This is a genomic window from Streptomyces djakartensis (assembly GCF_014651075.1).
Classification (GTDB): domain Bacteria; phylum Actinomycetota; class Actinomycetes; order Streptomycetales; family Streptomycetaceae; genus Streptomyces; species Streptomyces djakartensis.
On the sequence record NZ_BMWE01000008.1, the window covers coordinates 205,572 to 218,480 of the forward strand.

Annotated in this window: 9 protein-coding genes; 6 read left to right on the forward strand and 3 right to left on the reverse strand. The window is 68.5% G+C overall.

Annotated features, from left to right (window positions below):
* The first annotated feature begins 106 nt into the window (after positions 1 to 106).
* The gene (locus IE212_RS16080) at positions 107 to 5,044 is read left to right on the forward strand and encodes an RICIN domain-containing protein (RefSeq protein WP_373301393.1); all 4,938 of its coding nucleotides are present in this window, start codon (positions 107 to 109) and stop codon (positions 5,042 to 5,044) included.
* A gap of 609 nt (positions 5,045 to 5,653) precedes the next feature.
* A complete protein-coding gene (locus tag IE212_RS16085) occupies positions 5,654 to 6,100 on the forward strand; it encodes an ATP-binding protein (RefSeq protein WP_190198518.1) in 447 nt (148 codons plus the stop codon).
* Between the two features lie 9 nt (positions 6,101 to 6,109).
* Here the strand turns inward: IE212_RS16085 and IE212_RS16090 are convergent, their stop codons facing one another.
* The gene (locus IE212_RS16090) at positions 6,110 to 6,424 is read right to left on the reverse strand and encodes a hypothetical protein (protein WP_190198519.1); all 315 of its coding nucleotides are present in this window, start codon (positions 6,422 to 6,424) and stop codon (positions 6,110 to 6,112) included.
* Positions 6,425 to 6,442: 18 nt separating this feature from the next.
* A complete protein-coding gene (locus IE212_RS16095) occupies positions 6,443 to 8,140 on the reverse strand; it encodes a sodium:solute symporter family protein (RefSeq protein WP_190198520.1) in 1,698 nt (565 codons plus the stop codon).
* 165 nt (positions 8,141 to 8,305) lie between these two features.
* Here IE212_RS16095 and galT point away from each other — a divergent pair, with 165 nt between their 5' ends.
* The 4 genes from galT to IE212_RS16115 all read left to right on the forward strand — a co-directional run bounded on the left by galT (position 8,306) and on the right by IE212_RS16115 (position 12,214).
* A complete protein-coding gene (gene galT / locus IE212_RS16100) occupies positions 8,306 to 9,367 on the forward strand; it encodes a galactose-1-phosphate uridylyltransferase (protein WP_190198521.1) in 1,062 nt (353 codons plus the stop codon).
* A complete protein-coding gene (galE, locus tag IE212_RS16105) occupies positions 9,364 to 10,326 on the forward strand; it encodes a UDP-glucose 4-epimerase GalE (RefSeq protein WP_190198522.1) in 963 nt (320 codons plus the stop codon). Before galT ends, galE begins: the two co-directional genes overlap by 4 nt.
* Before the next feature lie 27 nt (positions 10,327 to 10,353).
* Complete coding sequence (gene galK / locus IE212_RS16110) at positions 10,354 to 11,520, forward strand: galactokinase (RefSeq protein ID WP_190198523.1); 1,167 nt, start codon at positions 10,354 to 10,356, stop codon at positions 11,518 to 11,520.
* 91 nt (positions 11,521 to 11,611) lie between these two features.
* The gene (locus IE212_RS16115; protein WP_190198654.1) at positions 11,612 to 12,214 is read left to right on the forward strand and encodes a Uma2 family endonuclease; all 603 of its coding nucleotides are present in this window, start codon (positions 11,612 to 11,614) and stop codon (positions 12,212 to 12,214) included.
* 9 nt (positions 12,215 to 12,223) lie between these two features.
* Here the strand turns inward: IE212_RS16115 and IE212_RS16120 are convergent, their stop codons facing one another.
* Positions 12,224 to 12,679 carry a GNAT family N-acetyltransferase gene (locus tag IE212_RS16120; RefSeq protein WP_190198524.1) on the reverse strand — a complete coding sequence of 152 codons (456 nt, stop codon included), beginning with the start codon at positions 12,677 to 12,679 and terminating at the stop codon, positions 12,224 to 12,226.
* Between the last annotated feature and the right edge of the window lie 230 nt (positions 12,680 to 12,909).

Here is a 12,909-nt window from a genome sequence, read left to right on the forward strand (position 1 = left end):
AGGGACGCACTGACGTGCCGCGACATGACCTATCGGCCGCGCGTCACCTCCGCCTCTGCTGACGGGCATCCCCGGGCGCGTTCCTTCGCGACGAGGTGATGTCTTCTTGCGCCCAAGACCAGGGCCCTTCCTGCCCAGAACCCGTTTCACGCCCAGACCGGGCAGGCCCCGGTTCCTGACTTCTGCCGTCACGTCCGCGGCGGCCGTGGCCGTACTGGCCGGCCTGGCCGTTCAGCCCGGCGGGCTGGGGCGATCCACGGGCAGTGAGGCGGCCCCGCTGGCGAACGGTTCGTCCCACTGGTCCGACGACACGGCTGCCGAGCAACTGCGGCAGGACCAGTGCCTGATGGCGGAGGTGCTGCGCCTGGGCGGGCCGTCCATGGCCGCGACCGCGCAGGACGGACTCAACCAGCCGCCGGACAAGCTGCACGCCCTGGCCAACCGGGACTACTGGGAGGACACCCCGCTGGCCACCGCGTACCAGCGGGACAGGGACGCGGCCGAGAAGGAGCTCGATGCCGCCTTTGCCCTTCGGGACGAGTGGTCCAAGCCCCTTGACGGTCTGGAGACTCCGGGCGGGTTCACCGTCGCCGGTTTCCACTGGCCTCCTGGAGGACCAGGTGACGAGGAGGAGGATTTCCACAGCCAAACCGGTCTGACCCAGTGGATCGCAGACAGGTTCTGGAAGCACGAGGGCGACTTCTACGAGGATCCGACCCCCCAGGCCGACGAGAAGACCCTGAAGGCCGTCACCGATCTGGGTACTCCGCTCTACGGCGAGAAGCCCTACGATCCCGATCTGCCTCCCGGTGAGTGGCAGCGGCAGTATGAGGAACAAAGGGCGTTTGAAGGGCTGTTCGACACCTTCGACGGCAAGGGTGCCGATGACGCCCGTCTGTTCCTGGCCTCCGGCGGATTTCCCCGCACTGCCCCCGAGCCAGGGACAGCGGAACACCGGATCGCGGTCGAGGACCTGAAGACCAGGTATGCATCATGCGCCTGGCGGGACCCGATCGACCCGAGCAATGTCCTGGGAGGCATGGCCGACACGGCCGCCTCGGAGTGGCAGCGGGAAATCAGCTCGCAGGCGGTCCAGCGCAACCAGATCCTGAAGTCCAGCAAGGGCGCCACCAACGCACTTGCCAGCGGTGCGAAGGCGTTGGGGAACCTGCTCGGGCACTCGTGGGTCGCCGACCGTCTGGTCCGTTGGCAGGATTACTGGGCTCCCGGCGGTGCGGGCTGGATCGGCGACTCCCCAGCTGTCATTCAGGTCGAGGCGGCCCGGGGCAAGTGCCTGGACGCTCAGGGTGGCGGGACGACCTCCGGCACACCGGTGCAGATCTACACCTGCAACAACGCCTCGGGGCAGCAGTGGCAGCTCCGCGAAGCTTCCGGTGACAGCTACAACCTCGTCAACTACAAGTCCGACAAGTGCCTGGACGTCGAGAACAGCAACCCGGCCAACGGCACGAAGATCCAGATCTGGACGTGCAACGACAGCAAGGCGCAGCAGTGGAAGTTCGATCTCCGCGCCGTCAGCGAGTTGCGCAACGTCGCCACCGACAAGTGCCTGGACCTGAACAAGTTCGACAACAGCCACGACGCCTGGCTGTGGGGGTGCAACGGCACGAACCCCCAGAAGTTCCGGATCGTCCCCAAGGGCCACAGTGGCACGGACAGCCAGTTCTATCCGGACAAGGCGCAGTTCGACCAGGCCAAGAAGAACATCGCGGCGGCGCAGGCTCAGGCGAAGAAGCAGCTCGACGTCCTCAAGGATCAGTTGGCCGCGGCACAGGAGCACGCCACCGTCAGTGACACCGCGCAGAAGGCCGCATACGCCATCGCGGACAAGGCCGGTGCCCCGCGCGGCCGTGGCCTGCTGGTCGGCCAGCAGAAGGCCCAAGTCACCAAGGGCGCCGCGGCCGCACTGGAAGCGCTGGTGAAGGCGGGCGCGACCGCCGAGGCGGCAACCCGAGCCTCCGCCGGAGACAGCGCGACCATCGCGCAGCGCGCCCTGGCGCAGGCGGCCCAGTCGAAGGCCGAGTTCCGCAAGGCCGCCGCAGCAATGGCCGAGTCCCAGGCCAAGGCCGCGGCCGACGCTGCGAAGCTGCACCGCGACAACGCCAAGAAGGACAAGGAGACCGCGGAGGCCAAGCTCGCCGAGGCTCTGAAGGCCGAGGGCGACGCCAAGGCGGCCGCCGCGAAGGCCCACGCCAAGCGTCTGGCCGCCGAGGCCGAGGAGAAGACGGCCGAGGCGGAGAAGCGGAAGGCCGCTGCCAAGCAGGCCGAGGCCGCCCGCCACAGGAAGAACGCCGAAGCCGAGGCGACGAAGGCCGAGGACGCCAAGTCCAAGGCAGAGGCGGCCGAAGGCACGGCGGTCGAGAAGAAGAACGCCGCCGTGAAGGCCCGCGACCAGGCCAAGGCCATGCGGGACGACGCGTGGGAAGCCGAGCAGAAGGCCGACGCCGCCCGAGCCAAGGCCGACGCCAAGGCCGCATACGCCGACTCCCTGGAAGCCGGCGAAGCAGCCGAGGACGCCCGCTCCGCGGCCAACGCGGCGGACCAGCACGCCGACGACGCCGAGGCAGCCGCCAGTAGGGCTCGTTCCGAAGCGGACGCCGCGACGAAGGCGGCAGCGGACGCCGACGCGGCAGCCACACGCGCCGAGGCGGCGGCCAAGCGTTCCCGCGCCCACGCGGACGACGCCCAGGCAGCGAAGCTGAAGTCCGACGCCGCGGTGAAGACCGCGACGAGTGCCGCGGCCGACGCCATCGACGCCTCCGAGCGTGCCTCCTCCGAAGCCAAGACGGCCGTCGAGATGGCCGACGAGGCGGAGAAGCAGGCCAAGACCGCCAAGTCCCACGCGGACGCGGCGAACAAGGAGGCCGCCAAGGCCCTGGCCGCCTCGGCGAAGGCCGCCGGCTTCGCCCACGTCACCGCCCAGGCCGCCGTGGACGCCGGCAAGGCCGCCGCCCAGGTCGCCAAGCCCGCCAACGACGCCATCCAGCTCGGCTCCCGGTACATCGACACCGACTCGGCCGCCGGCCTGGTGGTCCTCACCGGCCAGGCGTCCAAGACGATCGCCGAACAGCAGGAGGCCGTCGCCGACGCCCACGCCAAGAACGCGGCGGCCGAAGCCTCAGCCGCCAAGAACCTCGCCGACCAGGCGAAGGGCGACACCAAGGCCGCCTACCAGCACGCCGCCAACGCCGCCGCGCACGCCGCGACCGCCCGCACCTACGCAAAGGACGCCCTCGGCTACGCCGCCGACGCCGCCAAGGCCGCGTCCAAGGCAGCCGCCTCCCTGGCCCGCACCGTCGACTACAACCGCCAGGCCACCAAGGACGCCCAAGCCGCCGACCAGGCAGCCGGCCGCGCCGAGAACCACGCCGAGAACGCCCGCGACTCGGCCGACCAGGCAGCCCTCGACGCCCAAGCCGCCCGCTCGGCCGCCGCTGCGGCCGAAGAGGCCGCGAAGGCAGCCCGCGCAGCGGCCAACCGCGCGGACGCCGCCGCGACCGAGGCGGAGGAGGCGGCCAAGGACGCGGAGAGGTACGCCAAGGAAGCCCAGGAAGCAGCCGACCGGGCCGAGAGACGGGGGAACGCGCAACAGATTGAGGCCGGAACCGTTGTCGACGAGACCGGCGGCTCCATCGGAAGCATGTTCTACGTCGTCGACCATCTCAAGACGATCGGCGATCCGCAGACCGTCAAGAAGACGGACGGCTGCGACGGCTGGATCGACAAGCTCTTCTACAAGGGCGACTGCACGATCACCGCGAAGATTCGATTCAAAGCGGTCCTCGACCTGTACATGTGCACCGCGCAGGGCCTGGATCCGGAGCAGTTCACCTGCCCCGCCGGAGCCACGGTCTACCTGGGTCAGCACACGACCAAGGAACTGTCCACCGAGGTAGCGCGCAACATCACGATCGCGGAGTACCAGAAGAACGTCGACCCGATCGACATTCTCTTCGGGAGCTGGATCAAGTGCGCCCAGAAGATCACCCCGGGCGGCGCGGGAGGCAGTTGGGGCGGATGCGCCTGGGCGGCCGTGGATGTCGCGGCCCTGTTCGCGGGCAAGGTTCTCAGGCCCATCGCGGACGCGGTCAAGGCGGTGGACGCCGCTGCTCGGACCGGCATCGGCTTCACTGAGGCGTGGAAGGGTCTGCGAGCGCTCGGCCTGTCCGATGAGGTCGCCGCTGGCGTTGCCAGGGCTGGCTTCCAGAAGTTGGGGGCTCTCTGCCTGAAGGACAGTTTCCCCGCCGGAACGCGCGTGTTGTTGGCCGGTGGCAAGTCAAAGCCGATCGAGAAGATCAGCATCGGTGATGAAGTGATTGCCACGGACCCGAGCGCCGGCATCACCCGCTCGGCACCCGTCACGGCGACCTGGTCCCACCCAGTGGATCGACTGCTCCAGGTCACCGTTGCTGACGGCGGACGAATCCTGACCACTCCCGGACACCGGATATACGTACCAGGGCGAGGCTGGATCAGGGCCTCAGACCTGCTCACGAACGACCCTCTGCGAACTGCGACCGGTGCCGTCGAGGACGTGATCGGCATCCGTCCGGTGACTACCTCGCAAAGGGTCTGGGACCTGAGTGTCGCCAACCTCCGCACCTTCTATGTCCTCGCAGGCAAGACTCCTGTACTCGTTCACAACGTCAATTGCCCCACGTACATCGACGTCTATCCGAGCGGCCTTGGAATCGTGGCTGACATTGACAAGGGCGGACTCGTCTCGTTCGTCATCAAGGCAGGTAAGGACACACCCCGAGGCAGCGAAATGTTCAACGCGGCTCTTGCTCACTTCGGGGACAACGTCAAGGGCGTCAAAGCATACTGGCAGAATGGTGGTGAACTCAGCGACAACCTGGACTCCTTCAATGCGGCCGTGCGGGGTGGTGCGTCGCTTGAAGAAGCGGCAGCTGCCACGTTCACGGGGAAAATGTCCAAGAGGGCAGGCTTTTCGAATGTAGAAATAACTGAACTCAGAGGTATGCCGGGGCATTACACGAACGTGGGCGCAACCTTCCGGTAGGGAAGGCGACGTACGATACACAAGACAGGAACGTAGTTAGGGTGGGCCTCACGCGCAGTGAGGTCCACCCTGGACCACGGGACCACTCAGAATCATCAACGGAAGACCGAGTGCGCGATGGAAAATTGGGACAAGCTCGCAGAGGAACTGAGATCGGCCCACGCCGAAGGTAAAGAGGCGGTAGAGCTTGCTTTGCTTACCCGTGAGAAGCTGGGTGCAAAATTTGGCGTCATCTCATTTATTTCTGCCTTTCGCCTTGCTTTTGGCATTCCATTGCCCATACTGCAGCGCGCTCAAGCGTGGCAGCGATTTGGGTGGGGAGGTGCGTCAATCTCTGACGCTGAATTCTCCGCACTCCTAGCTCCTTGGCTAGCGAAACAGTAGTCCGGCAGCGGAGAGGCTGCTGCCCTCTCCGCTTTCTCGGATCCCTCATGCCCCGCGCCGGACAGGCTCACAACGTGAATGAAAGCCTCCCGGCGGCAGTTTGCAGAACGCGTCCGACAGATGCGTGACCGAGCCGCCGGGGCTCCGGGCCTGGATCCAGCCGGGTAGGACCTGTTGACGCAGGGAGGGGCGCAGGCGGGCGAACTCGGCGCACTTGCTGCCCAGTTGGCTGACGCACTCTCCGACGCCCTGCTCATCGCCAGGTCACGAGGCGCTCGGCTCGGAGCGGACGAGCTGGGCCTGGCCGACGGAACGCCGGCGATCCCGGCGTCCTCGGGGGAGGCGCGCGACGTACTGGCGTACCGGGCACCCCGACGACGGGCCCACGGCCTGTTCACCCTCCCCGGCCACGACCTCGCGTCCGCGCCCGCGGCCCGGCGCCACGTGCGGGACACGGCCGGGGTCACGATCAGCGTGACCGACGAGGGCGGCCGCAGTGCGGCGGTCCCCGTTCCCGCGCCGCCGCCCCTCCCGCCGAGCCCGGAGGAGGAGCGCGGCCGCGGCTTGCTGATCACCGACGCCCTCGCCGCCCGCTGGGGCACCCGGCAGAGCGGTCGCGGCCCGACCGTCTGGGCCGAGGTGCACATCAGCCGGTCCAGCAGTAACGGCTGACCGACGCCGTCACTTCTGCTGCTCGTCCTCCGGCACAACACCCGGCGGCGGCGGAGCCACCGGCCGCAGCTTCAGCCATGCCAGGAAGAACAAGCCCAGCAACAGCATCCCCAACCCGGTCCACAGGTTGATGTTGACGCCCTCCGCCTTGTCGAGGTCGGCGTCGGACGCCGTGAAGCCGGCGATCGTGACGATGACGCCGTAGATCACGAACAGTCCGCCGATGATCCGCCGGATGTCGAACAGGCGCGCGGCCGTCGCCGACTTGCCCTCGAGGTCGGTGACTTCCCGTTGTACGTCCCTGTCGGAGTAGTGCTCGGACATGTGTCTATCCTCCCTCGGTCAGAACGAGAACGGGATGTAGCAGGCCGCGGCCAGTACGATCGCGCTCCATCCCAGCAGCGCCGGCTTGCGGTACCAGGCCTCGTCCCCGGGGGCCGGAGGCTCCGCCATGCCGGGCGAGGTCGTGCCGTAGACCAGGCCCTGCAACTCCTCCGCCGGCTTGGGCGCGGTGAAGAGCGACACCGCCACCATGACGACCGCGCCCGCGACGAACCCGGCGATCGCCGAGACGAAGTTGGCGCCCTGGTCGGTGGGGATGTCGACGATGTCCTGCTTGTAGAGGACGAAGTAGTTGACCATCGCGGCGGTGGTGCCCACGAGCAGCCCCCAGAAGCCCGACTTCATCGACGCCCGCTTCCAGAACATGCCGATGATGAAGACGACGAACATCGGCACGTTGAAGAAGGAGAACAGGGTCTGCAGGTAGGCCATGATGTTCGAGAAGGACCGGGCCAGGAACGCCGTGCCGATGGAGGCCAGGACGCCGATCGCGGTGATGAGGCGGCCGAAGCGGACGTAGTACTCGTCCTCCCGGCCCCTGACGACGTACTTCGCCCAGATGTCCGTCGTGAAGACGGTGTTGAACGACGACACGTTGGCGGCCATGCCCGCCATGAACGCCGCGAGGAGACCGGTCACGGCGATGCCCAGCACGCCGTTGGGCAGGAGCTGTTCCATCAGGTAGGGGATGGCGTCGTTGTACTGCAGGTCGGAGCCGGAGGTGCCGATCTTCGGGACCAGGACCGCGGCGACCAGGCCCGGGATCATCACCAGGAACACGATGAAGATCTTCGGGAACGCGGCGATGAGCGGGGTCCGCTGCGCCGCCGAGAGGTTCTTCGCGGACAGGGCGCGCTGCACCTCGGCGAAGTTCGTCGTCCAGTAGCCGAAGGACAGGACGAAGCCGAGGCCCAGGACGATCGTCAGCCAGTTCGCGCCCAGCGGGTTGTCACTGCCGATGCCCGTGCCGCCCCAGGCCGTCATGAAGTCGGCGCCGTGGCTGGCGGTGAGGGAGTCGGACAGGCCGTCCCAGCCGCCCACCTTCTTCAGGCCGAGGACCGAGATGGGGATGAGCGCCGCCAGGATGACGAAGAACTGCAGGACCTCGTTGTAGATCGCCGAGGACAGGCCGCCGAGGGTGATGTAGGCCAGCACGAAGAAGCCGGCGACCACGATCGCCACCCACTCCGGCCAGCCCAGCAGCGCCTCGACGACGATGGCCAGGGCGTAGAGGTTGACGCCGGCGATGAGGATGGCGGCGAAGGCGAAGAGGACCGAGCTGAGCATGTGTGCCGCCCGGTCGAAGCGCAGCAGCAGGAACTCCGGGACCGAGCGCACCTTGGAGCCGTAGTAGAAGGGCATCATCACCAGCCCGAGGAAGACCATGGCCGGGATGGCGCCGATCCAGTACCAGTGGGTGGTGTAGACGCCGTACTGGGCGCTGTTGGCGGCCATGCCCAGGATCTCGGTGGCGCCCAGGTTGGCGGCGATGAAGGCGAGACCGGTCACCCAGGCGGGCAGGGAGCGGCCGGAGAGGAAGAAGTCGAGGCTGGTCTTCACCGAGCGCCGGGCGGCGAAGCCGATGCCGAGGACGACGACGAAGTAGATGCCGAGGATCGTGTAGTCGAGCCAGTTCGTGGGGAGACGCAGCTCGGCTGCCAGGTAGGTGGGGGTTGTGGGGGTCGTGGGGGTTTGCATTAGCCCTCGCTTTGTCCGCGCGAACCGATACCTCGCGGAATCTACGCCTCCGCGTTCGGTGGTTGAACACCTGCGCTGATGCTCTTTGTTTGATTGTGATGTTGACGCTTGAGGGGGACGGTGTTTTGATATGTTGAGTTATGTTTGAAGGATGAGGAGTCCGGCGTGAAGAAGACCTCGACCCGGCTGGCCGACGGTCGCGAGCTCATCTACTACGACCTGCGTGACGACAGCGTGCGGGACGCGGCCGACCGCCGCCCGCTGGACCGCACCGTCACCACGTCCGAGATCCGCCGCGACCCCCTGCTCGGCGACTCCGTCGCCATCGCCTCGCACCGTCAGGGCCGTACGTACCACCCGCCGGCCGACGAGTGCCCGCTGTGTCCCTCCGAGGGCGACCGGCTGAGCGAGATCCCGGACTCGTCGTACGACGTCGTCGTCTTCGAGAACCGCTTCCCCTCACTGGCCGGCGACTCGGGCCGCTGCGAGGTCGTCTGCTTCACGTCCGACCACGACGCGTCCTTCGCCGGTCTCTCCGAGGAGCAGGCGCGCCTGGTACTGGAGGCCTGGACGGACCGCACGTCGGAGCTGTCCCACCTCCCCTCCGTCGAGCAGGTGTTCTGCTTCGAGAACCGGGGCGCCGAGATCGGCGTGACACTCCAGCACCCGCACGGGCAGATCTACGCCTACCCCTTCACCACCCCGCGCACCGCGCTGATGCTCCGTTCGGTCGCGCACCACAAGGAGATGACCGGCGGGGAGAACCTCTTCGACGCCGTCCTGGAGCGTGAACTCGCCGACGAGCGGATCATCCTGGAGGGTGAACACTGGGTGGCATTCGTGCCCTATGCGGCGCACTGGCCGTACGAGGTGCACCTGTACCCCAAGCGCCGGGTGCCCGACCTGCTCGGCCTGGACGAGGCCGCGCGCACAGAGTTCCCCAAGGTGTACCTGGAACTCTTGAGGCGCTTCGACCGGATCTTCGGTGAGAGTGAGCCCCCGACGCCGTACATCGCGGCCTGGCACCAGGCCCCGTTCGGCGCCCTGGAGGAGTTCGACGGGGTCGTACGGGAGGATTTCGCCCTCCACCTCGAGCTTTTCACCATCCGCCGCACTTCCGGCAAGCTGAAGTTCCTCGCGGGTTCCGAGTCCGGCATGAACGTGTTCATCAACGACGTGCCGCCGGAGCGCGCGGCCGAGCGACTGCGAGAGGTAGCGAGTTCATGAGCGGGAAATACCTGGTGACGGGCGGCGCGGGCTACGTCGGCAGCGTCGTCGCCCAGCACCTGCTGGAGGCAGGCCACGAGGTCGTCGTCCTCGACAACCTCACCACGGGTTTCCGCGAAGGTGTCCCGGCGGGTGCCGGCTTCATCGAGGGCGACATCCGCGACGCCGCCAAATGGCTGGACTCCTCGTACGACGGCGTTCTGCACTTCGCCGCGTTCTCGCAGGTCGGCGAGTCGGTCGTGAAGCCGGAGAAGTACTGGGACAACAACGTCGGCGGCACCATGGCCCTGCTCGCGGCGATGCGCGAGGCGGACGTCCGCACGCTCGTGTTCTCCTCCACGGCGGCGACGTACGGCGAGCCGGAGGAGGTCCCGATCGTCGAGTCGGCGCCGACCTCCCCGACCAACCCCTACGGCGCCTCCAAGCTCGCGGTCGACCACATGATCAGTGGCGAGGCGGCCGCACACGGCCTCGGCGCGGTCTCGCTCCGCTACTTCAACGTGGCCGGCGCGTACGGCGAGTACGGCGAGCGCCACGACCCCGAGTCCCACCTGATCCCGCTCGTCCTCCAGGTCGCCCAGGGCAGGCGCGAGGCGATCTCGGTCTTCGGCGAGGACTACCCGACGCCGGACGGCACCTGCGTGCGCGACTACATCCACGTCGCCGACCTCGCCGAGGCCCACCTGCTGGCCCTGAAGGCCGCCGCCCCCGGCGAGCACCTCATCTGCAACCTCGGCAACGGCAACGGCTTCTCGGTCCGCGAGGTCATCGAGACGGTCCGACGGGTCACCGGCCACCCGATCCCCGAGGTCGTGGCCCCACGCCGGGGCGGCGACCCGGCGGTCCTGGTGGCGTCGGCCCGCACGGCCCGCGAGAAACTGGGCTGGAACCCGTCCCGCGCGGATCTCGCGGGAATCGTCGCGGACGCGTGGGACTTCGCGCAGCGGCGCGGCAACTAGAACGTAACGGAAGGTCAGGGGTCAGGCATGAGCGAGGCTGTGGCGGAGACGGTCGCCGCACGGTTCAGCGAGCTGTACGGCGCCGAGCCGCACGGGGTGTGGGCGGCACCGGGCCGCGTCAACCTCATCGGCGAGCACACCGACTACAACGACGGCTTCGTCATGCCGTTCGCCCTCCCGCACACGGCGGTGGCGGCGGTGTCGCGCCGCGAGGACGGCGTGCTGCGCCTGCACTCGGCGGACGTCCGGGACGGGGTGAGCGAACTCCGCCTCGACGACCTGACCCCCGAGTCGGACAAGAACTGGACGGCGTACCCGGCCGGAGCGGTCTGGGCCCTGCGCGAGGCCGGCCACGCCGTCACGGGCGCGGACATCCACCTCGCCTCCACGGTCCCCTCGGGCGCCGGCCTGTCGTCGTCGGCGGCCCTGGAGGTCGTGGTCGCGCTCGCGCTGAACGACCTCTTCTCCCTCGGCCTGCGGGGCTGGCAGCTGGCCCGGCTCTGCCAGCGCGCGGAGAACGTCTACGTCGGCGCCCCGGTCGGCATCATGGACCAGACGGCGTCGGCGTGCTGCGAGGCCGGCCACGCCCTGTTCCTCGACACCCGTGACCTCTCCCAGAAGCAGATCCCCTTCGACCTGGCCGCCGAGGGCATGCGCCTGCTGGTGGTCGACACCCAGGTCAAGCACTCCCACAGCGAGGGCGAGTACGGGAAGCGCCGCGCGGGCTGCGAGAAGGGCGCGGCCCTGCTGGGCGTCAACGCGCTCCGGGACATCGCCTACGACGACCTGGACGCGGCCCTCGCCCGCCTCGGCGACGACGAGGAGGTCCGCCGCCTGGTCCGCCACGTGGTCACCGAGGACGAGCGCGTCGAACGCGTGGTGTCCCTGCTGGAGTCGGGCGACGACACCCGCGCCATCGGCCCGATCCTGGTCGAGGGCCACACCTCGCTCCGCGACGACTTCCGCATCTCCTGCCCCGAGCTCGACCTGGTCGTCGACACGGCCCTCGCCTCCGGCGCCCTGGGCGCCCGCATGACCGGCGGCGGCTTCGGCGGCTCGGCGATCGTCCTGGCGGAGGAGACGGACGTGGACGCGATCACCAAGGCGGTGACGGAGGCCTTCGCGGCGGCGGGCTTCACCACGCCCCGTGTCTTCGAGGCGGTGCCTTCGGCGGGGGCGCGCCGGGTGCGCTGACACCCGATGGTCACTCTTTGTGATGACGTCTGTCGGATCCGGCAGCTACGGTGAGGTGAGCAGGCCCAGAATCCCACCCATGGGAGGAATCATGACCGCCGAGCCGACTGCCGAACCCGGCTGCCGCTGGCCGGTGCCGCCCCGGGACGGATACACCGTGGACGACCTGTTCACGTTGCCCGACCTCCCGCCGCACACCGAGCTGATCGACGGGAGCCTGGTTTTCGTGAGTCCGCAGCGGGATTTTCACAGCACCATGATCGACCTACTGGTGATGGGCCTGCGTCGTACCGCGCCCAGGCACGTGAAGGTCCGCCGCGAGATGACCGTAGTTCTGGACCGGCGCAACGGCCCCGAGCCCGACATCTCCGTCGTCCGCGCCGAAGCCGTCACCGGCAGGGAACAGACCCGCTTCAAGGCCTCCGACGTCCTGCTCGCCGTCGAGGTCGTCTCCCCGGACTCCGAGGCCCGCGACCGCGACACCAAGCCCCACAAGTACGCCGCCGCCGGCATCCCCCACTTCTGGCTCGTCGAGACGAGTGGCGCGAAGCAGCAGCCGCTCGTGCGGAGTTACGAGCTCGACCCGGTGTCGAAGGTGTACGCGTCCACCGGCACTCACCGCGACCTGCTCAAGCTCGGCGTGCCCTACGACATCGACATCGACATCACCGCGGACGCGCTCGACGAGCTCTGAACCGTCAGGTCAGTCCAGCCGCTTCGTCAGCGTGTACTCCGTGATCCCCGGCGGGTAGTCGGGGATCGCGCACACCACCTCGTACCCCTGCTTCTCGTAGAAGCGCGGCGCCTGGAATTCCCACGTCTCCAGGCGGGACGAACGACAGGCCCGTTCCTCGGACGCGACGCGCTCCGCCTCCTGGAGCAAGCGCGTGCCGATGCCCGCGCCGCGGTGGCGTTCGTCGACCCACAGGTACGTCACGTGCAGCCACGTCGCCCAGGTGTAGCCGACCAGTCCTCCGGCGAGGTCGTCGGCGTCGTTCACAGCCCACACGTGCAACGGGACGTCCCGCTCGCCGGGTGTTCCGCGCAGGGCGCGCAGGACCGGGGAGGCGGCTGTGTTCGCTTCCCGCAAGCGTGTGCGGAGCAGATCACGTCGGGCCCTGTCGACTTCTGTCTCAAGACGGAACATGCGGCACACCATAAACGCGCAGGGCGGTCAGTTCTGCAAATCGCCTTCCGCTCCCGGCCCCCGTCCGTACTCTGATGAACAGCGCCGGTGGGGGCCGGTGCCGTTCAGGGGGCGAGACAGCCGGGTACGACGCCCGGGGTGGGGGTAGCGGTTTCTGTACGGCGGCGGCCGTGCGGTTCCGGCGACCCGGTCAGGCAGCGGCGAGGACGGACGGACACACGCCACGGGCCTGGGCACTCCGG

Coding starts and splice junctions, on each gene's coding strand:
- IE212_RS16090 (WP_190198519.1), bottom strand. CDS start 6,424: ATGTCCGAGCACTACTCCGACAGGGACGTACAACGGGAAGTCACCGAC.
- IE212_RS16095 (WP_190198520.1), bottom strand. CDS start 8,140: ATGCAAACCCCCACGACCCCCACAACCCCCACCTACCTGGCAGCCGAG.
- galE (WP_190198522.1), top strand. CDS start 9,364: ATGAGCGGGAAATACCTGGTGACGGGCGGCGCGGGCTACGTCGGCAGC.
- galK (WP_190198523.1), top strand. CDS start 10,354: ATGAGCGAGGCTGTGGCGGAGACGGTCGCCGCACGGTTCAGCGAGCTG.
- IE212_RS16115 (WP_190198654.1), top strand. CDS start 11,612: ATGACCGCCGAGCCGACTGCCGAACCCGGCTGCCGCTGGCCGGTGCCG.
- IE212_RS16120 (WP_190198524.1), bottom strand. CDS start 12,679: ATGGTGTGCCGCATGTTCCGTCTTGAGACAGAAGTCGACAGGGCCCGA.